Below are 19,725 nucleotides of genomic sequence, written 5' to 3'. Positions count from 1 at the left end.
CCAGAGCGCCGGCGAAAGGCGCCTTGGATTAATTGATCCGTTTTATCTCGATGCGGCGGTTGAACGCGCGACCCTCGGGTGTGCCGTTGTCGGTGACCGGTTCCTCGCCGCCCTTTCCCACGGCGTTGATGCGCGACGGGTCGATGCCGCGCAGGATAAGGTATGCGCGCACCGTTTCGGCCCTGCGGAGCGAAAGTTTCCGGTTCGCCGCCGCGTTGCCGGCGTTGTCGGTGAACCCGCACACCTCGATGTTCACCTGCGGGAACGCCTTGAGTGATTCAAACACTTCGTCGAGCTTCTGGTACGATTCCGCCGTAAGGTCGGTGGTGCCGGCCTTGAACTCGACGCCCCTGAGGATGAGCCTGCCGCGCTTGATTTCCTTGGTCTTCGGCGCTTCCTGCGTGGGCTTGGGACACCCCTGATTGTCGGCGGGGCCGGGCTCGTTGGGGCATTTGTCAAGGCTGTCCGGGATGCCGTCGAGATCGTTGTCGTAGTCCGGGCAGCCGTCCTGGTCCTCGAACCCGTCCTTGTCCTCGGGCATGCCCGGGCACCGGTCGACCGAGTCCGGGATGCCGTCTTTGTCGTTGTCGTAGTCCGGGCAGCCGTCCTGGTCCTCGAACCCGTCGTAGTCCTCGGGTTCGTTGGGGCATTTGTCAAGCGAATCCGGGATGCGGTCCTTGTCGTTGTCGTAATCGGGGCAGCCGTCCTCGTCCTCGAAGCCGTCCTTGTCCTCGGGAACCATGGGGCATTTGTCAAGGGAATCGGGAATGCCGTCGTTGTCGCTGTCGAACCCCTTCGGCGGCTTCGCCTTCTTTGCCCCTCGTTCGGCTTTGTAGAGGAACCCGCACCAGCCGATGGAGCCCGACAGCTTCCAGTCGGGCTGCAGGCGCGCGGCGATAAACGCGCTTTGGTCCTCGTAGGTGAGCGGATCATGCGACGACAGCCCCCAGTCGGCGCCCAGGGAAACGAACAGGCCCTCCGGCATGTGGATCGTGAGGCCGGGTGAAATCCGGAGCGGGTCGTTGCCGATCTTGAACCCCTGTGTGATGCTGCTGAGCCGCGGTTCGGCGCTGGCCTCCGTATAGAGGGAGATCCAGGCGGCCGGCCGGTATTCGGCCGCTAGGTTGAACAAAAGCGCCTGGTCGAACCCGCGCGCCGCGAGGATGCGGGCGCCGAGATTGACATGCAGTAAAAGCGGGACCACGTCGCCGTGCTCCCAGCAGCTGAAGGTGAACAGCAGCTTGAGCTGCAGCTCCGTGATGCCCGACGAATAGCAGGACGAGAGCACCTGGGCGGAGTCGCCGCTTTGGGTCACCGTAGCGGTGTCCTTAAGCAGGTAATATGTATGGCGCGGAAAATATCCGTGCGACCGGTCGCCCGTGGGGAGGCTCACGCCCGCCAGGTACGCCATGTCGAAAACCCGCGGCCCGTTGTGCGGCGGCAGCTGCAGTTTCAGCTGCAGTTCCAGATCGCCAAACCCGCCCTGCGGCCCGCCGAAGCTTTTGGTGCCGGGCCAAAGGGAATCGTATTTGGACATGTTGTCGATGTACAGCGGGAGCGCGGCGGAAAAATCGAGGATGGGGGCAAGACCGAACCCCAGCGCCGGCATGATGTCGTACTGGGCCGCGTTGGGCGTCAGGTGATTGACGGGGTCAAGGTTGACAAACCGGATAAACGAATTGTCGAGGCTCATGTCCCCGAACGCGGAAAAAACCAGCCTGCCCATGCCGAGCGTCTTCGCGGATTCGGTGTATTCGAGCCCTTCCTGGCCGTGGCGGTTGACAATCGGCTCACAGGGCTCCTGCGCAATCCCAAGGCCCGACAAAAACAGCACCGCAGCAAAAACAACCGTCCCTGTAACGCTTTTTTTCATACACACTGGCCGAAAAATATCACCTTTAAGATTTTAGAATCCGCCCTTATAATCAGTTTTGGTTCTAAACGCGCTTAAAAAATAACTCTTTATTTGCATAAAAATTCAAACTTTTGCTTCAATAATAGATTATAGATTAAAAACGTGTTTTTTTGAAAAAATTTATTTTTATGAATAAAAAAATGATGAAAAAAAACTTCCTTGAAAGTAAAATTATCAAGATACTTATAACGATTAATCATCATCGAATACACGGTCCGGGTCGTGAAAAAAGAACTTCAAAGCAAAATCGGCCAGATCACCAACCTTCCCACGCTGCCGGTCATCGTCTCCCGCGTCATGCAGATCATCAACAACCCCGCGAGCTCCACGAGCGACGTGGCCTTCATAGTGGGCCAGGACCTTGCGCTTTCGGCGAAGATCCTGCGCCTGGCCAACAGCGCCTTTTACGGCATGCCCAGCGCGATCACGAGCATCAACAACGCGGTGTCGATCCTCGGGCTCAAGGTGATCAACACCATCGTGCTGAACCTCACCGTGTTCGACCTGTTCCCGCATGAGAAAAAATCGTCGCTGTTCGACCGGACGGCGTTCTGGCGCCACTCCACCAGCTGCGCGCTCATCTGCCGTTTTCTCACGGAACGGCTGCGCAAGTTCGTGCTGTTCGACGCCGAGGAGGCGTTTTGCGCCGGGCTTCTGCACGACATCGGCAAGGTGGTGATGGAGCAGTACCTGCACGAGGACTTCCACAAGGCGCTGAAGCGCGCCAAGCAGAAGAAGCTGCCGCTTTACGAAGCGGAAAAAGAGACGCTCGGCTACGCACACACCGACGTGGCGCAATGGCTGCTTTCCGGGTGGCAATTGCCCCTCCCGCTCTCGCAGCCGCTCGTTTACCACCACGACCCGCAGCACGCGAAGGAGTGCGCCGACATCGTGGCGCTGTGCCACTATGCGGATTGGCTCTGCTACGAGTTCAAGCTGACCATCGGCGAGGATTTTGCGGCTCCCCCGCTGAACAAGGCCGCCGTCGAGCCGCTGGAGATACGTCCCGACGACATCGAGGCCCTGAAGGCAAAGCTTTCAACGGAGCTTGAGCGGGTGGACGTGTTCTGCGATATTGCAGTGGGATAATATTTGTCTAATTTATAATTTTTATTTTTCCGGGGAAGAAGTATCTCCCCCAGCGTCGGCTTCCACCGCCCTAAAAAAAGAGGGCGACGGCGATCCTCGGCCTCCGCTCTCCAGGGTGCAGCCGGGTACCATTTGATTCAAGCCCTATCCTTTCGCTGGGCGCACCCTTGTCACGGCCGATTACCACGAAATCACAAATAGATTTTGTATTTATAGTTTTTTGTGGCTATAATATTTTCATCTTCCACCGTGTAAAGCTCGCGCTGCGGCAATGTGTCGCCAGCCACTAAGTCTGTGGCGAATCATGGGAGTATCGGCGCCAAAGAGGGGGTGTGGGTGCGGATCGCCGCCGCCTCCGCAGAATCATTTTTTTTTGACATGAGGGAGGCGGCGGAAGCCGCACCCCAGGGGGAGGCCTCCCCCACCATATTTTAAAGAAGGAAAAGTGACAAGAGAAATTCTCGCCTACTTAATCTCTTCAATCTCAATCAGCGGGCGGTCTTTTTCCACCGTGGTGCCGTCCTCAACGAGGAACTTCACGATCCTGCACTTGACAGGAGCTACTATTTCGTTGAACAGCTTCATTGCCTCCACGATGCAGACCTTCGCGCCGGCCTCCACCACGTCGCCCGGGTTCACCAGCCTGGGCTTGCCCGGGCCGCCGGTTGAATAGAAGGTGCCCACGAGCGGCGCCTTGATGGACAGTGCCGGCGCCGGCGTGGCAGGAACGGGTTTTTCTTCCTTCGGGGCGGCCGGAGCGGGACCTGGTTTAGGCGCGGGCTTTTCTTCCTTTTTCGCCTCTGCCGGCTTTGGGGCCGGCGCCGCGGATTTCGGGATCACCGGTATCTTGGTGGTGTCGGACCGCAGTGAAAGCGTGAAGTCGCCTTTCCGAACTGTCAACTCCTCGAGCTGCATGCCGCCGGCCTTGCCCAGGAGTTCGCTCAGGCCGCGGTAATCCTCCGGGTGCAGGATCTGGTCGAGCGTGGGGCCTTCCTCTTTTTTCTGCGCAGGCTCCGCCGCCTTAGCTGAGGCGGCCTTGATCTTTTTCAGTTCGATGTCGGCCGGCGTTTCGGGCCGCTGATCGGCGGGAAGGTCACGCCACTTGAAATACGCAAGGCTCGGTTCGGGCAGCAGGCAGTACGAAATGATGTCTTCTTCGTGCTTGATGTATTTCGGATCGACCCCTTCGGTGGCTTTCGGGAGCATGGGCGCAATGGTGTCGCCCGGCCGGCCGGTCACCGGCTTTTCGTCGCCGAGGATCTTCTTCGCCAGCTCCGCGTTGACCTTTGCCGGCGGCCTGCCGTACATGCCGCGGAAATAGTCCTTCACCTCGTTGGGAACGATCTTGTAGCGCTCGCCCGAAAGCACGTTCATCACGGCCTGCGTTCCCACGATCTGGCTCGTGGGCGTCACCAGCGGCGGCCAGCCAAGGTCCTCGCGCACCTTGGTGACCTCGGTGAGCGCGAGTTCCAGCTTGTCAAGCGCATTCTGCTGCGACAGCTGCGAGCGGAAGTTGGAGATCATGCCGCCCGGGATCTGGTGGATGAGGATCTGCGGGTCGATGCAAAACTGCAGCGACCCGTCGAGACACCGCTGCGGGTAGAGCTCGGCAAAATACCGGTGCACCTTGAGCATCGCGTCGCGGTCGAGGTCGGCGTGGTAATCGGTCTCGGCGAAAATGGCCACCATGGTCTCCACCGGCGGCTGGCTGCTGGTGCCGGCCATGGCCGCGATGGCGCAGTCGATGGCGCCGGCGCCCGCGCGCACGCCCTCCACGTAGGTGGGCGCGGCCATGCCGCTTGACGCATGGCAATGAAGCTGGATGGGCACATCGACGGCCTTGATGAGCGCGCTCACGAGACGTTCGGCAGAAATGGGCGAGAGAATACCCGCCATGTCCTTGATGCACAGCGAGTCGATGCCGACCTCCACCTGCTCCTTGGCGTACTTCACGAATTTTTCTATAGTGTGCACGGGGCTGATGGTGTATGCGAGGGTACCCTGCGCGTGGCCGCCGTGCTTCTTGACCGCCCGTATCGCCGCCTCGATGTTGCGCGTGTCGTTGAGCGCATCGAACACGCGGAAAATGTCCATGCCGTTTTCGCACGCCAGCGCCACGAAGCGCTCCACCACGTCGTCGGCGTAGTTGCGGTACCCCACGAGGTTCTGCCCGCGCAGCAGCATCTGCAGCGGCGTCTTCTTCGCCTTTGACTTGATGAGGCGCAACCGCTCCCACGGATTTTCCCGTAAAAAGCGCAGGCACACGTCAAAGGTGGCGCCGCCCCAGCATTCAAGCGAGTAGTAGCCCACGCCGTCGATCACGTCGACGATCTTGACAATGTCCTCGGTGCGCATGCGCGTGGCCCACAGCGACTGGTGCGCGTCGCGCAGCGTGGTGTCGGTGATGCGCAGCGGGATTTTATGCAGTTTGTTTTCTTTGGATTGCTTTTTCGTATTCGCCATGGTTATTTCCTCGCCTTAATTATGTACTGTCTATCGGAATTTTTTGAAATAGTACTGCCGGAAAATATAATTCTTAAAATCTGATGCCATGGTTAATTCATCAACGCCATTCTTGTTCAAGGAAATCCCGGTTACTTTGTAAACAGTCCCATGCGAGAATATTTCTCGAACCGGTGGCGAACGATCCTCGACGGCGACTGTGCCGTGAGTTTTTTGAGGTGTTTGAGGAGAACGTGTTTTATTTCCTGGGCGGTCTGGTCATGATTCCGGTGCGCCCCGCCCAGGGGCTCGGGTATGATTTCATCGATGACGCCCAGCTTCAAGAGCGACTGGGCCGTGGGCTTGAGCGCCTCGGCCGCCTGCGGCGAGAACGACGCATCACGCCACAAGATGGACGCGCAGCCCTCCGGGGAAATCACGGAATACCACGCGTGCGACAGCATGAGCACCGAATCCCCTACGCCGATGCCGAGCGCGCCGCCGCTGCCGCCCTCGCCGGTGACCACCACCACGATCGGCACCTCGAGCCGCGCCATTTCGGTGAGGTTCTCGGCAATGGCCTCGGGCTGTCCGCGCTCCTCCGCGTCCATGCCCGGATATGCGCCCTGCGTGTCGACGAAGCTCACGATGGGCAGCCTGAACTTCTGTGCCAGCTTCATGAGGCGCAGCGCTTTGCGGTAGCCTTCGGGACGCGCCTGGCCGAAGTTGCGCTGTATGTTCTCCTCGACGTTTTTTCCCTTGTTGTGGCCGATGAGCATCACCCGGCGTTTGCCGATGGTCGCAAACCCGCCGATAAGGGCCTGGTCGTCGCCGAAGCCCCGGTCCCCGTGCAGCTCAATGAAATCGGTGAAAATAAGCTGGATGTAATCCTGGAGCACGGGGCGCTTGGGATGCCGTGCGAGCTGCACGGTCTGCCACGGCGTGAGATTGCCGTAGAGCTCCTCTTTCTGAGCGATGCACTTTTTTTCGAGCTCGGCGATCTCCTCGCTGTAATGGTTTTTATCAGGAGAGATGGACTTGAGCTTCTCGATCATCTTCTCCATCTCCGCAATGGATTTTTCAAAATCAAAATAATCGCTCATTGTTCCCGACATCCTTATCAACGGTTGTAATACAGGAGGACGTTTTTTAGGGTCTCTTTGAGCTTCTTGCGTTCCACGATCATGTCGATGAAGCCGTGTTCCATGAAATATTCCGATGTTTGGAAATTATCGGGCAGCTTCTGCTTTATGGTCTGCTCTATCACGCGCCTGCCCGCAAATCCCACCAGCGCGCCCGGCTCAGCGATATTCACGTCGCCCACCATGGCGTAACTCGCCACCACGCCGCCGGTGGTCGGGTCGGTGAGCACCGAAATGTACGGTATATTTTTCTCCCGGAGCCGCGCAACGCCGGCGCAGGTCTTTGCCATCTGCATGAGCGAAAGAATGCCCTCGTGCATGCGCGCGCCGCCGGATGCGGAAAATATGACGTAGGGTATTCTGTGTTCGTAAGAGTAATTTGCGCCCTGGAGGATTTTTTCGCCCGTGGCGCTGCCGAGGCTGCCGCCGAAAAAACGGAAATCCATGACCGCGATGGAAACCGGAATGTCATGGATCTTTCCGAGGCCGCACACCACCGATTCGTTAAGGCCGGTTTTTTCGCGCGCCTCCTTGACTTTGTCTTTGTAGCTTCCCTTGGAATACACAAAGTCAAGGGGATCGGACGGTGTTATTTTAGGAAAAAGTTCCTTGAAGGTGTCGACGTCGAGAATCTGGCCGATCCGCTCGTAGGCGGAGAGCTTGCCGTGATAACCGCATTTGGGACAAACATTCAGGGAATTGCACCAGTCTTCCTTGAACACATGCGCCTTGCAGGAATCGCAGATCACCCAAATGTCGTCTTTTACCGGCTTGGGCTGCTCTTCACTGGTTTTCGGTTTGCTGAACCATGCCACGGGTCTCTTCCTTTGATGACGGTACGGAAATAATCAGGTTGAAAAGGCCTTGGGGCGTGCAAGAGCCAGAATGTTAAATATATAACAACGCCAAGGCATGTCAACAACAACTACCCAAGCCGTTTTTCAAGGGCCGCCAATTCTTCGTTGAGGGCAACGGGCAGTTTTGACCCGAACTTTTTATAATGCTCCTTTATGCCTTCCAGCTCCTTTTTCCATTCCGCGACATCCACTTTCAGCAGTTCGGCCATGTCGGTTGCGGAGACCGAAATCCCCATGGTATCAATGGCATCAGGCGTCGGTAAAATGCCGATGGGCGTTTTGACCGCTTTGCCCTTGTCCTCGGTCCTTTCGAAAATCCATTTGAGCACCCTGCTGTTATCGCCGTAGCCGGGCCACAACCACTTGCCGTCGTCGCTTTTTCTGAACCAGTTGACGTAGAAAATCTTGGGCAGTTTGTCGGCTGAGGTCTTCTGCCCGATTTTAATCCAATGCGCGAGGTAATCCCCCATGTGATACCCGCAGAACGGCAGCATGGCAAACGGGTCGCGCCGCACCACGCCCACGGCGCCGATGTTGGCCGTGGTGGTTTCCGATCCGACAATGGAGCCGAGGAACACGCCGTGGTTCCACGAAAACGCCTGGTGAACGAGCGGTATCGTTGTCGGACGTCTCCCGCCAACGAGGAACGCGGAAATGGGCACGCCCTTCGGGTCTTCCCACGACGGGTCTATTGCCGGACACTGCGATGCCGGCGCGGTAAACCGCGCGTTCGGATGCGCGCCCACCTTGCGGTCTTCCAATTCCCATTCATTGCCGGTCCAGTCGATTTTCCTGCCGGCGGGCGGATCATAGCCGATTCCCTCCCACCACACGTCCTTGTCTTCGGTGAGCACCACGTTGGTGAAGATCGTGTTCTTCTGGATCGTCTTCATGGCGTTTGGGTTCGAATCCATCGAGGTGCCGGGCACGACGCCGAAAAATCCGGACTCGGGATTGATGGCATACAGCCTGCCGTCGGGCCCGAACTTCATCCAGGCGATGTCGTCACCGACGGCCTCCACTTTCCATCCGGGAATCGTCGGGATCATCATGGCAAGGTTGGTCTTGCCGCAGGCGCTCGGGAACGCGGCCGCGACGTATTTCTTTTTTCCCCCGGGATTGGTGATGCCGAGGATGAGCATGTGCTCGGCGAGCCATCCCTCGTCGCGGGCCTGCACCGACGCGATGCGCAGCGCAAAGCACTTCTTGCCGAGCAGCGCGTTGCCGCCGTAACCCGAGCCGTACGACCAGATGGTCCGTTCCTCGGGAAAATGGCTGATGTATTTGTTTTTAATGTCTGGCGTGCACGGCCATGGAGCGTCTTTCTGACCCTTTTCAAGCGGAGCTCCCACCGAGTGCAGGCACGGCACGAACTCGCCGTCTTTCCCCAGCGCTTCAAGCACTTTGCTGCCCATGCGCGTCATGATGCGCATGTTGACAACGACATACGGCGAGTCGGTGATTTCGACGCCGATTTTAGAGATGGGCGAGCCGATGGGCCCCATGGAAAACGGGATCACGTACAAGGTGCGGCCCTTCATGCACCCCGTGTAAAGCTTGGTCATAATTTTCTTCAGCTCATTCGGGTCCATCCAGTTGTTGGTGGGGCCGGCTTCGTCTCTGGAGCGCGAGGCGATGTAAGTGCGGTCTTCGACGCGCGCGACGTCGGACGGATGGCTGCGGAACAGGAAGCAACCCGGCCGTTTTTCAGGGTTGAGCGGTGTGGCCATGCCGGCCTTCACCATGAGCTGGCAGAGGTCGTCATATTCCTTTTGCGAACCATCGCACCAGTGGACGGTGTCTGGTTTGCATAAAACGGCTATTTCCTTGACCCACTGCTCAAGTTTCTTATTTGTAATCGCTGCTTTGGAAGCCATGTCCTTCCTTTCATTTTTTTAAAATTCTATCAACCTGCATTTTATTCTGAACGGAACCCAAATAAAAAAGACCAAAAGAATTGCTTCTCGGCACTTCTTTGGCCCTCACCCCCGGCAAGCCTCTTGCAAAAGAGTCTTCCGGGCTTGATTTTCAGCCAATCATCAATGACCTTTTCCGGCTTGGCCTCTGCACTGCCCGCGCCTTACGGCACTTGCAGCCAGCTTCCAAACTATAATAAAATTATAACAGAACCTTAAAAATTTGCAAGGGTTTATTTGATGAAGCTTTAAAAGAAAAATAGAGACTGGGCGTTCCCCTCCAGGCTCGGCCTGTCGGCCTCGTTGCCGGACCGCCCGCGTCTCGATACGCCACTCTAAAGAGTGTCTATTCGACGACCGGGCCGGAGCGAGGAGGAAAGTTCCCCCACATGAAAAATATTTTTTATTAGTAATCTTCCAGCGCAGATCTATCCAAGGTAAACACTATCATCCTCTCCCCGCTCAGGGTGCTGATGTCGGTGTGCATGCTCTTCACACGCCGTCTCAAAATATCTTTGATGATGTCCTCCAGCAAGGGCCGGCCGTTCTCGAGAAGCTCGATGCGCACTTGTTTGATCAGGTCGCGCGCCTTGGAATTGCGCTCCGACTTCACCAGACGGTATTCCGCCTTGGTAAGCACGCCCTTGAGGCGCACGATCACCATATCTTCGATGATGTAGGTCTTTGTCTCGATCGGCCCGCGGCCCATGTATTCCTTTTCAAACCGCGTCACGGCCTCGCTGATCTCAGCCTCAAGCTGGCCCTTTGTTTTTTCAGGTTTTCCCAGCATTGCTCCCCGTTTTTGAAGTATATATTGCTGATAAATACAACATGCTTATCCTGTCCGAACAAGAAAAAACCGGCGTATCCGTAAGCTCAAAATTATCGCAAAACCGTGCTTTTCAATATTATGCCACTTTTTTACTGTATTTATTTGAAATTTACTGTAAAATAAAAACAAGGATATTTATTTTAAACGTATAAGAAAGAAGGCTTTTTCTCAAAAGAAAGGTCCTGACGGTTCGAGGTGTATTCCGTCTTACGGCAAACAGCGTGAAACTATTCGATTCTTTTTTTCCAACCTATAACAACTACTCCGGAATTCCGGGAAAAACCGTCGCCTTTGTGGCGGCGGTCGCCGGCGGCCTCGTGTTCCTGGTTGCCGCCGTCCTGTCGGTATTTTTCTGGCGGCTTACCGGGTATATCATCGCCTTTGCCTTCTTTTCGGCGGCGCTGCTGGGCGCCGTATTATGGTGGTTCTTCCGGTATGTCAAGGATTTTGCGAAAAAGATGGAGAAGACCCAGCTTACGGTGAAGAGGATCCAGGGTAAATCAAGCTACTTCGACAGCATTCTCGACGATTCCACCGACATCATCTTCACCACCGACATGGATTCATTCATCCTCAAATTCAACAAGGGCTCCGAGATGCATTTCGGCTACACCCAGGAGGAAATCGTGGGCGTGCCCCTCAAACAATTATTTGTCAACGAGGCCGACGAGCGCAAGATCATCAACGCGGTGCTGCTCAACGGCAAGTCGGTCAACGAGGAAATCCCCATGAAGACCAAGCAGGGTGAGATCATCCTGCTCAACCTGAGCATCTCGGAGATGAAGAACGACGCCTCGCAGATCATCGGGCTCGTGGTGACGGCAAAGGACATCACCGAGAAGAAGAAGCTCGAGGACGAGCTCAAGAAGAAAAACGAGCTCCTTTCCAAGCTGGCAATCACCGACGGGCTCACCGAACTGTACAACGTGCGGCACTTTTACGAACAGATCGTGCGCGAGCTCTCGCGTCTCAAACGCAACCCGCAGCGCAAGCTCTCGCTCATGCTCATCGACATTGACCACTTCAAGGAGCTCAACGACACCGAGGGCCACCAGGCCGGCGACCAGGTGCTCCGCTCGCTCGGCCAGGTGATCAAAGTGTGTATCCGTAAAGACGTCGACACCGGGTTCCGCTACGGCGGCGACGAGTTCTCGGTGATCCTGCCCGACACCGACCGCAACCAGGCCAAGGTCGCGGCCGAGCGTATCGTCAAGCAGTTCGGCGCGTTCAAGTTCGGCAGGGTGAGCCTGTCCATCGGCATCGCCGAGGCGCGGGCCGGTGAGGACGAGAAAAGCATCGTGAAGAGGACCGACGAGGCGCTGTACCGGTCGAAGCGCGAGGGACGGGCGAGGATAACGCTGGGCGAATGAAGTCAGGAGTCAGCGGTCGGCGGTCGGCAAAATTAAAAATATTCCCGTGATGGCCCGTAAAATCCATATCATCGATCAACGAAGATTACCGCTTTGTCAACACATACATGCAAATCGCGCCGCTTGCCGCCACGTTGAGCGACTCCGCTTTTTTCTCGTTCATGGGGATCCTGGCCACTTGATGCGCGAGACCGAGGGTTTGCGCCGAAATACCGCTTCCCTCGTTCCCCAAGAGTAGCATGAGTTTCGGCTCGTCAACCGCGTGCAGCGCGACTTTCCCGTGAACGTCCGCGGCAACGCAGCAGAACCCTTCCTTTCCCAATTGCATTACTTGGGGGCCAAAGGCCTTGGTCTTCCGCACCCACAAGGACATAACCGAGCCCATGGAAGCCTGCACAGCCTTTGGACCGAACGGGTCCGAGCATTTTTCGCTTAAAAGAACTCCCGAAAAGTCAAACGCCGCCGCAGTGCGGATGAGGGTTCCCACGTTGCCGGGATCCTGGACGTCTTCGAGCGCAAGGACCCTTGAACCTTTGTTTTCAGGCAGCGTGGAGGAATAGGCGTCTTTGGGGATCGTGACGACCGCGATAATGCCCGGCGGCGTGGTTGACGCGCTTATGCCGCGGAATTGCGATGCGGTGACTGCTCTTATTGGATATCTGAGGTTTTTCGGAGGCGATTCTTTTTCCTGAATAATAAGTTCCAGGATGCTTTGCGGGCTTGTCTGTGAAATCTGGGTGATGGCCCGGACGCCTTCGATAAGGAACGCGTTTTCCGCACGGCGGCCCTTTACGTCGTGAAGGGATTTGTAGAAGGAAAGTGGCTTCACATTCAGACTCCTTTCAAAGGAGCTATGCGAAAATCGGCCATCTGGTAACCATGTTTTGATAATAGGGCCTGCTACATCAGTCGACTAACGAACGCGTTACAGCGCAAAATACCGGCCGAACGGCTTTTCTCTCACCGAGTCAGGTTGTTTCGGCTCCACTTCCGTTAAAAAATCAAGGTATTCCTCAACATCCCTTTTTTTGTCCCGGGCAACCTGTTTCCGGCACGTCCTCTCAGAAAATTTCTGTTCTTTCTTATCCCATTTAAGGTCAAGGGTTTTTGCCATCGATGCTCTCCCCGGTAATTTCCCTGTAATAGGCCTGCTGCCCGTATTTGATAAAATAATCCCTGACCACATCCTTGTTGCATTGTGTGTGCCGGAGAATTTCCTTGACATCCGAAAGGTCTTTGAACTTCCGGTCGGGATTGCTCTGCGCCGAGAACAGCTTCATCGCGATCAGATGCTCGGGACTCACGACCGGGAGCTCCAGGTCTTTAAACACGAGCCGCCGTTCAGTAGCCTTGAAAATCACGTCCGCAGTATCACCCTCAACATACATTACATCGACCCGCACGGCATTGACAGGATGCAGGAAATTCGAGAACGCCTCGGAGCTGAACGCGGTGTTGAATCCCAGCGATTCAAGGAATCGGGTGATCTTCCCCGTGTTTTCTTTTCTGGTTATAAAATCCATATCGCGCGTCGCCCTGACATACCCGTAGGAAAAGAGAGCGTAAGCGCCGATGATGCCGTAGTCAATCTTTTCCTTTTCGAAGAACCTGGCAATGGCCTCAAATACGGGTTTCAGTTCCATGCAAGAATTCCTTCCTGATCCAGGAAAGAGGCGACCGGGAATCATTGATGGATAGAAAATAGTATCGCGCGGAAGAGGAATGAGAAACCGCAGAGACAATAGCATAATCAAGAGGGGGAATAAGTGAAGCGAACCTTTTCCTTGCCTGAACCGCTTACGGATTTAGTACGGAAATGTGCGGTTTTTTCGGATGATAGTAAACATCAATTTCATCATTTACTTGATACATATTTACCATTCTGCACAAAAGATTTGAATTAGTAATGACATCAGTTTTAAAACTAATATTGCTACCGTGATATTCGATTCCATCCACCTGGTATTCATAACCCAATTTAACAGTTGTTCCGATTTTATTTCTAAGCCCGCCATCATCGTCTCCCCAAACATCAGAAGTATTAGGAGACATAGTAATTCTACCTTTGGCCTTTGGCCATTTCTTGCAGGCTGTAGAATAGTAAACCGAAACGATTAATTCACGGCAATAATACAATACAGTAATAATTGCGGCTGCTATTAAAACCGCATCAAAAACAGCATTGCTTGCCAGAAATGACTTTAGATTTTTTACGATTTCCATACCGCTCACGCCCCTGGCGGAGGTTCTTTATTCTTAATGTCTTTTATTATCTCTTCAAAAATCTGATTGCTTTCAATCCTGTTTTCACGGTCTTTTACATTCATTATTAACGTAATGGAAAAACGGTAAATTCCGAATAAAATCAAAAAAAAGACGATATCAAGCAATAAATACCTCAGACTGAAAATTCCACTACCTTCAATTTTTTCCGCAATAAAAAGTGAAAAATCATAAGCGGTATGAAATATAATTGGAATGCCGATAGAAAAGAGCAAACTTAAAACAGACTTAGATTTGTAAAAGATAAACAGATAATACCCCATGACCGCGCCCATGAGGGCATGGGTTGGTACCGAAGTAACAGATCTGATGATCGCCGTTCCGATTCCGCCATCAAGCACATAGAAAATGTTTTCGAATCCTGCAAAACCCAGTGAAGCTATTGCACCAAAAATGATACCGTCAATTTCTTTGCTGAATTTGACTCTCCTTACACAATAAAAAACCAAAATAGCGAACTTTGATATTTCTTCAGGGATAGCGGCCGTAAAGAGGGCACTAAAAATCCCATAATACAAAGGATTGTTTATCGTTTTTAAAATGGCTTCATAAGGCAGAATCAGCAAAATTATTGGGAGTGGGACGACAGACCCAAGCAACAGGGTATTAATAATGACTCTTGGAGATTCGCTCTCTCTTTTACTTTTATAGAAATACCAGACCAACAGGAATGCAGGGATCAAGGCCAACGAAGTACTTATTATTAAACGGCCCATTTTATCCTCTCCGGTCTTCAGCCTGCCACCCTCACTCCCTCCACCCCTTTACCACATCACACCTGAAACACTTCTTATTATGCACCGATGTCACTCCCCCGCACCTTGCGCACCGGTATTTTTTCATCTGGCTCTTAATAAATTTCTCCACCCCATTCGTTCTAATCATGTCCAGATTATCAATCATGCTCATATTAAAATCTTTCCTGTACCTCGCGTCCAGCCTTGTCAGCCTGTCACAAGGATAACAATTGCACTCATAGCAAAATGCAACAGTACCCTTCAGCAGTTTTTTCCCGTCCCTGCATTGCTTTTTCAGAAAGGCGCACTGCTTGTTCCTTGCCCGGCATCCCCTGCATTTGTTGATCGGCGAATTATGGACAAAGGAAAGGTACCCGCTGCAAATGGAGCAGTTCATACCGCACGGCGCGATGAGCTCGGCATATCTGTCGTATTTCATGCGTTACTGCTCAGGAACATATTCTTTCCGCACCGGAGAAAACACCTCGACGGCGATGGTATCCTCGAGCATGGCCGCGCCGTGCTCGGTGTTGCCCGGAATGCACCAGCTGTCGCCGGGCTCCACGGTGAACGTTTCAGCGCCGATGGTCAGGGTCATCTTTCCCTTTACCAGATAGCCGGTCTGTTCATGGGGATGGGAATGCTTGGGCAGCACGCTGCCCTTTTCCATGGGAAATTCAGTCATCAGCGTCTTGTCGCCGTGCACCAGAGTCTTGATCTTGATTCCGGGCAGGGCCTGCTTGTAGCCGGTGCCGCTTGATTTTGAGAACACAATAGCTCCTTTGTAAAGCTTCCATCAACTTAACGGATGGCATTGCTTGGATTCTTTTTTCTCTCTTCCCCATCAGCGCCGACCCAGAGGCCGGAAGATCAGCCGCTTGCGCTGTTTGAGGTCGCTAATCTTACCACATGCGTACGGCCGAGTTCACAAGCGGCCTGGCGACCGAAGGAAAAGGCGGCGCTGCAGGCGCGGCGTTATTTGCCTACTTTCTGTCGCTGTAGACAGAATGTGGGTCGGGGTCCAGGGGCTGAAGGCCCCTGGACCTGTGACGATTGGAGTCGCGCGGGGGCGTTTCCCCGCTATAATTTCTCATTTCCGGTTTTTTGGTACAATAAAAAAGGAGAAGAAAAAATTCTCTCCTCCTTAAAAAATATTATCGTCGGAAGCAATCAAAAGATTTTATTTCTTTTCCTTGATCCGCGAAGACTTTCCGCTCACGTCGCGCAGGTAAAAGAGCTTGGCCCGCTTCACCTTTCCCTTGCGCACGAGCTTGATGTCGGAAAGGAGCGGCGAATGCAGCGGGAACGTCCGTTCAACGTATACGCCGCCCGAAGGCTTGCGGAGCGTGAATGACGCGCCCATGCCGCTGCCCCGCTTAGAAACGACAACGCCGGAAAACGCCTGCTGGCGCTCCTTGTCGCCCTCCAGAATCTTCAGCGAGACCGACACCGTGTCGCCCGGTTGGAATTCCATAGCGTTCTTGGTGAGGAGCTTCTTCTCTGCACCTTTCATGATTTCCTGTAAACCCTGCACAACAACCTCCTGGTTTTATTGATAAAATAATTTTTCCCGACGTTATCCGGTCAACCGTCAACTCTTATTATATTTCTCCCACAAATCCGGTCTTCTCGTTTTCGTCAACTTTTCCGCCTGTTCCTTCTGCCATTTCCTGATGTTTTCGTGATGGCCCGACAGAAGCACGTCCGGCACCCTCATCCCCTCGAACTCCTCGGGCCTGGTGTACTGCGGCGGAGACAAAAGACCGTCAAAATAAGAATCTTTTCCCGCGCTTTCGCTGTTGCCCAGCGCGCCGGGAATGAGCCTTGTCACCGCGTCCACCACGAGCATGGCAGGGATCTCGCCGCCCGACAGCACGTAATCTCCCACCGAGATTTCCACGTCTGCGTATTTGTCAATAACGCGCTGGTCCATTCCCTTGTACCTGCCGCACACGAGGATGAGCGCCGCCTCTTTGCTGAGCGATTCGGCCACCGCGTGGGTGAACGGCGTTCCCTGCGCGTTGAGGCACACCACCTTCGGCGCGCTTGCGGCGAGCCGCTGACGGCTCGCAAGAATCGCCTGCGAAAGCGGGCCGGGCATAAGCAGCATGCCGGGGTCGCCGCCGTACGGCGCGTCGTCGACGGTGCGGTGCTTGTCGCCGGCAAAGTCCCTGAAGTTGACAAACCGTATCTCAACGAGCCCCTTTTCCTGCGCGCGCTTGATGATGCTGTCGGAGAAGGGCCCGGCGAACATGTCCGGAAACAGTGTGAGAATCTCAAAGAGCATTGTCGTTTATTTTAAGATATCATGTTTGATTGAAAACGCTTTTTACAACACATAAATAACTTATATCATTTTGCTCTTCACTCTTCATATCTTTTCTGTGCCCTCCGTGTCTCCACGGTGATTTTTTTATTTACAGGATTTCTTCCAGAGCCGCACCGCTTATCTTTATGACGCCTGCCGCGTTGTCAACCGATTTCACCGTTCCCCCGGCCATGGAGATGAGCACCGTTTCACCGTTCTCTTTTTTTACTTCGAGCACTTCTGCAGCCGGATACTTCTGCACCTCGGTGACGGAGCCGATCGCCCTGCCCGTTTCGTCTTCGACAACGGTGAGCCCGACCAGCTCAAAATGATAATGCCTTCCCTTGGGAGGCTTGGGCAGCTTGTCGCGGCCGCAGAACAGGTATAATCCCCGCAGCGTTCCGGCCGTGTCCAGGTCTCCAAAGCCCTCGAACCTGCACACCAACCCTTTGGGGCTCGGCCGCAATTCCTGTAAAACAAGCTCCTGCTTTGCCTGCAAGTCCCGTCCCGCGCGCAAGCGCGCGGGCGGCTTGAGCGCCGCCAGCGTTGCGCCGAACGCGTCAACGTAACACTGTCCCTTGAGACCAACGGGTTTCCGGATGATGCCGATGGCGACCAAATCACCCGCAGCCCCAGCGGCCTGGTTCCGGCCGTTTATTAAGCCGGAATCAGGGATCATGACGCCGCGGCAGGAGCAGCAGCTGCGGGCTGGCTCGGCGGCGCGGCAGGAGGCGCCTTGGGCGCCTCTTCTTGGGCTTCCTTGGACTTCTTCTTGCCCACGTTCTTTGGTTTGCGCTTGCGTTCGGGAAGCCGCGGAAGGTTGAGACTATCGGCGCCCAGTCCCTTTTTAAGACCCTCTGCCTTTTCAAAGTAACGGTCCTGTTTGAGCAGGTTGTGCACTGTTTCCGAAATTTCCGCGCCCTTTCCGATCCAGTAGGTGATGCGCTCCGCGTTCAGCGCGAACTGCTTCGGGTTCGCTTGCGGATTGTAGGTTCCGAGCACCTCCAGGAACTTGCCGTCGCGCTGCGTTCGTTCGTCAATCGCCACGACGCGGAAACGGGAAACGTTTTTCCGGCCCACTCTTGCCATACGGATTTTTACTGACAAAAGACTCTCCTCTGTTATTAATGGTTGATGGTACTTTCTTTTTTATCGCTACAGGTTCTGCGTTCCCCGGTCCGGTTTGAAACCCTTGTAACGCCAAACCTCTGAACCTTTGAACCTTTCAGAACGGAAACATGTTTCTGAGCGCCGCGGCGTGGCCGCGTTTTGACCCTATCTTGTTCACGCGCTTCATCATGGTCTTCATGGTGTCGAACTGCTTGAGTAGCTTGTTGATGTCCTGCACCGTTGTACCGCTGCCCGTGCTGATGCGCCGCCGCCGGTTGCCGTCGATGATGCCGGGCCGGTCGCGCTCCTGTGCCGTCATGGAACAGATCATTGCCTCGATCCTCATGAGCGCCTTTTCGTCGACCGTTGCCCCCGCGAGCTGGCTCCCCGCGCCCGGGATCATGGCGATGAGCTCCGACAGCGAGCCCATGTTTTTCATCTGGCGGATCTGCTCGAGAAAATCCTGCAGCGTGAAGCTGCTGCTCCTGATCTTCTTCTCGAGCTTGCGGCCCTGCTCCTGATCGAAATTCTCCTGGGCCTTTTCCACCAGCGACACGATGTCGCCCATGCCGAGGATACGCGACGCCATGCGCTCGGGATGGAACAGCTCGAGCCCGTCCGGCTTTTCACCCGTGCCCACGAACTGGAGCGGAACGCCCACCACGTCGACAATGGAGAGCGCGGCCCCGCCGCGGGCGTCGCCGTCCATTTTCGTGAGGATCACGCCGGAATAGCGGATCTCCTTGTAAAATTCGGCCGCGGCGTTCACCGCGTCCTGGCCGCTCATGGCGTCCGCAACAAAATATATCTCGTCGGGCTTTGCGGCCGCGCACAATTCCTTGAGCTCGGCCATCATCTCGGCGTCGACGTGCAGCCGGCCCGCGGTGTCGATGACGGCGAGCGAATTCCCCTCCTGCCGGGCAAGGACCAGGCCGTTTTTGCATATGTCAAGAGGCTCCTTCGCGCGGTCGGCGTACACCGGGACGGAAAGCGACTTGCCGAGCGTTTCGAGCTGGTCGACGGCCGCGGCGCGGTGCGTATCGCAGGCGATAAGCAGCGGACGGTGACCCTGCTTGCGGTAATGGAGTGCGAGCTTGGCGCAGGTGGTGGTCTTGCCCGAGCCCTGCAGGCCCGCGAGCACCACGATGTTCAGCCGGTTGGTGTGGAACCGCACCGTGCGGGCGCTGCCGCCGAGGAGCGCGGCGAGGTCGTCGTACACCGCCTTGACAAACTGCTGACCCGGCGTGATGCTGTTGAGGACGTCGGCGCCCAGCGCCTTTTCCGTGACGCCGGCCACGAACTTCTTGACCACCTTGTAATTGACGTCCGCCTCAAGAAGCGCGCGCTTCACGTCGCGCATGGCGTCCGCGACGTTGTCCTGGCTCAGCTTGCCCTGGCCGCGGATCTTCTTGAAAATGGATTCGAACCTGGTGGTCAGTTCCTCAAACATAAATGCTTTCCGCCGTGATTTGCCCGATGGCACTGCGGCTTTACCGGATAATAGTGCCGAAAAAGTAACTAAAGATAATTCCTGCGGGGCAATTTATACAAGATAAGAGGGGAAATCGACTAATAATAAAGAGTGGACCTGACTCCTTAAAATGGACACTCGTTTAGGCACATTGGTTCAACTTTACAGACTCAAATATACGGGGCGGCATGCCGATCGCCGTATGGATTCTCTGGCCATTATACACATGCTCAATATACTCAAACAATTCTCG

Annotated in this window: 18 protein-coding genes; 2 read left to right on the top strand and 16 right to left on the bottom strand. The window is 55.0% G+C overall.

Going from position 1 to position 19,725, the window contains the following annotated elements; genetic code table 11:
• Window positions 1-28: 28 nt before the first annotated feature.
• On the bottom strand, window positions 29-1,873 hold the full coding sequence (locus VLX68_11930) for an OmpA family protein (protein ID HUI92947.1): 1,845 nt from the start codon (window positions 1,871-1,873) through the stop codon (window positions 29-31).
• 264 nt (window positions 1,874-2,137) lie between these two features.
• Between VLX68_11930 and VLX68_11925 the strand changes: the two genes are divergently transcribed.
• Window positions 2,138-3,004: an HDOD domain-containing protein gene (locus tag VLX68_11925; protein HUI92946.1), complete on the top strand. Its 867-nt coding sequence runs from the start codon at window positions 2,138-2,140 to the stop codon at window positions 3,002-3,004.
• 465 nt (window positions 3,005-3,469) lie between these two features.
• Here VLX68_11925 and VLX68_11920 read toward each other — a convergent pair whose 3' ends face one another.
• The 5 genes from VLX68_11920 to VLX68_11900 all read right to left on the bottom strand — a co-directional run bounded on the left by VLX68_11920 (window position 3,470) and on the right by VLX68_11900 (window position 10,151).
• Window positions 3,470-5,467, bottom strand: a complete 1,998-nt coding sequence (locus tag VLX68_11920; protein ID HUI92945.1) for a pyruvate carboxylase subunit B — start codon at window positions 5,465-5,467, stop codon at window positions 3,470-3,472.
• Between the two features lie 131 nt (window positions 5,468-5,598).
• Window positions 5,599-6,549: an acetyl-CoA carboxylase carboxyltransferase subunit alpha gene (locus VLX68_11915; GenBank protein ID HUI92944.1), complete on the bottom strand. Its 951-nt coding sequence runs from the start codon at window positions 6,547-6,549 to the stop codon at window positions 5,599-5,601.
• A 17-nt stretch (window positions 6,550-6,566) separates the two neighbouring features.
• Window positions 6,567-7,403, bottom strand: a complete 837-nt coding sequence (gene accD / locus VLX68_11910) for an acetyl-CoA carboxylase, carboxyltransferase subunit beta (protein ID HUI92943.1) — start codon at window positions 7,401-7,403, stop codon at window positions 6,567-6,569.
• A gap of 110 nt (window positions 7,404-7,513) precedes the next feature.
• A complete protein-coding gene (locus VLX68_11905) occupies window positions 7,514-9,322 on the bottom strand; it encodes a phosphoenolpyruvate carboxykinase (GTP) (protein ID HUI92942.1) in 1,809 nt (602 codons plus the stop codon).
• A gap of 445 nt (window positions 9,323-9,767) precedes the next feature.
• On the bottom strand, window positions 9,768-10,151 hold the full coding sequence (locus VLX68_11900; protein HUI92941.1) for a DUF2294 domain-containing protein: 384 nt from the start codon (window positions 10,149-10,151) through the stop codon (window positions 9,768-9,770).
• A gap of 263 nt (window positions 10,152-10,414) precedes the next feature.
• Here VLX68_11900 and VLX68_11895 point away from each other — a divergent pair, with 263 nt between their 5' ends.
• On the top strand, window positions 10,415-11,563 hold the full coding sequence (locus VLX68_11895) for a GGDEF domain-containing protein (protein HUI92940.1): 1,149 nt from the start codon (window positions 10,415-10,417) through the stop codon (window positions 11,561-11,563).
• A gap of 85 nt (window positions 11,564-11,648) precedes the next feature.
• Here the strand turns inward: VLX68_11895 and VLX68_11890 are convergent, their stop codons facing one another.
• The 10 genes from VLX68_11890 to ffh form a co-directional block, all read right to left on the bottom strand.
• Window positions 11,649-12,392 (bottom strand): RNA methyltransferase, encoded by a 744-nt coding sequence (locus VLX68_11890; protein ID HUI92939.1) that lies wholly within the window; start codon window positions 12,390-12,392, stop codon window positions 11,649-11,651.
• A 268-nt stretch (window positions 12,393-12,660) separates the two neighbouring features.
• A complete protein-coding gene (locus tag VLX68_11885; protein HUI92938.1) occupies window positions 12,661-13,206 on the bottom strand; it encodes a nucleotidyl transferase AbiEii/AbiGii toxin family protein in 546 nt (181 codons plus the stop codon).
• Window positions 13,207-13,360: 154 nt separating this feature from the next.
• Entirely contained in the window at window positions 13,361-13,786 is a 426-nt protein-coding gene (locus VLX68_11880) for a DUF3592 domain-containing protein (protein ID HUI92937.1), read from the bottom strand.
• 5 nt (window positions 13,787-13,791) lie between these two features.
• Window positions 13,792-14,562 carry a PrsW family glutamic-type intramembrane protease gene (locus VLX68_11875; GenBank protein HUI92936.1) on the bottom strand — a complete coding sequence of 257 codons (771 nt, stop codon included), beginning with the start codon at window positions 14,560-14,562 and terminating at the stop codon, window positions 13,792-13,794.
• A gap of 463 nt (window positions 14,563-15,025) precedes the next feature.
• Window positions 15,026-15,355 carry a cupin domain-containing protein gene (locus VLX68_11870; GenBank protein HUI92935.1) on the bottom strand — a complete coding sequence of 110 codons (330 nt, stop codon included), beginning with the start codon at window positions 15,353-15,355 and terminating at the stop codon, window positions 15,026-15,028.
• A 408-nt stretch (window positions 15,356-15,763) separates the two neighbouring features.
• Window positions 15,764-16,096 carry a 50S ribosomal protein L19 gene (gene rplS, locus VLX68_11865; GenBank protein ID HUI92934.1) on the bottom strand — a complete coding sequence of 111 codons (333 nt, stop codon included), beginning with the start codon at window positions 16,094-16,096 and terminating at the stop codon, window positions 15,764-15,766.
• A gap of 78 nt (window positions 16,097-16,174) precedes the next feature.
• Window positions 16,175-16,870, bottom strand: coding sequence for a tRNA (guanosine(37)-N1)-methyltransferase TrmD (trmD, locus tag VLX68_11860; protein ID HUI92933.1), 696 nt, complete (start codon window positions 16,868-16,870; stop codon window positions 16,175-16,177).
• Between the two features lie 130 nt (window positions 16,871-17,000).
• Window positions 17,001-17,570, bottom strand: a complete 570-nt coding sequence (rimM, locus tag VLX68_11855) for a ribosome maturation factor RimM (GenBank protein HUI92932.1) — start codon at window positions 17,568-17,570, stop codon at window positions 17,001-17,003.
• Window positions 17,567-17,998: a 30S ribosomal protein S16 gene (gene rpsP, locus VLX68_11850; protein ID HUI92931.1), complete on the bottom strand. Its 432-nt coding sequence runs from the start codon at window positions 17,996-17,998 to the stop codon at window positions 17,567-17,569. Before rpsP ends, rimM begins: the two co-directional genes overlap by 4 nt.
• A gap of 118 nt (window positions 17,999-18,116) precedes the next feature.
• Window positions 18,117-19,451 (bottom strand): signal recognition particle protein, encoded by a 1,335-nt coding sequence (ffh, locus tag VLX68_11845; GenBank protein ID HUI92930.1) that lies wholly within the window; start codon window positions 19,449-19,451, stop codon window positions 18,117-18,119.
• Window positions 19,452-19,725 lie beyond the last annotated feature (274 nt).

Source organism: Chitinivibrionales bacterium (genome assembly GCA_035516255.1).
GTDB lineage: Bacteria > Fibrobacterota > Chitinivibrionia > Chitinivibrionales > FEN-1185 > FEN-1185.
This window is presented reverse-complemented; position numbering and strand designations above follow the sequence as displayed.

Coding starts and splice junctions, on each gene's coding strand:
- ffh (HUI92930.1), bottom strand. CDS start 19,451: ATGTTTGAGGAACTGACCACCAGGTTCGAATCCATTTTCAAGAAGATC.
- rplS (HUI92934.1), bottom strand. CDS start 16,096: ATGAAAGGTGCAGAGAAGAAGCTCCTCACCAAGAACGCTATGGAATTC.
- trmD (HUI92933.1), bottom strand. CDS start 16,870: ATGCTCTTTGAGATTCTCACACTGTTTCCGGACATGTTCGCCGGGCCC.
- VLX68_11875 (HUI92936.1), bottom strand. CDS start 14,562: ATGGGCCGTTTAATAATAAGTACTTCGTTGGCCTTGATCCCTGCATTC.
- VLX68_11915 (HUI92944.1), bottom strand. CDS start 6,549: ATGAGCGATTATTTTGATTTTGAAAAATCCATTGCGGAGATGGAGAAG.
- VLX68_11930 (HUI92947.1), bottom strand. CDS start 1,873: ATGAAAAAAAGCGTTACAGGGACGGTTGTTTTTGCTGCGGTGCTGTTT.
- rimM (HUI92932.1), bottom strand. CDS start 17,570: ATGATCCCTGATTCCGGCTTAATAAACGGCCGGAACCAGGCCGCTGGG.
- VLX68_11880 (HUI92937.1), bottom strand. CDS start 13,786: ATGGAAATCGTAAAAAATCTAAAGTCATTTCTGGCAAGCAATGCTGTT.
- VLX68_11905 (HUI92942.1), bottom strand. CDS start 9,322: ATGGCTTCCAAAGCAGCGATTACAAATAAGAAACTTGAGCAGTGGGTC.
- VLX68_11900 (HUI92941.1), bottom strand. CDS start 10,151: ATGCTGGGAAAACCTGAAAAAACAAAGGGCCAGCTTGAGGCTGAGATC.
- VLX68_11920 (HUI92945.1), bottom strand. CDS start 5,467: ATGGCGAATACGAAAAAGCAATCCAAAGAAAACAAACTGCATAAAATC.
- VLX68_11885 (HUI92938.1), bottom strand. CDS start 13,206: ATGGAACTGAAACCCGTATTTGAGGCCATTGCCAGGTTCTTCGAAAAG.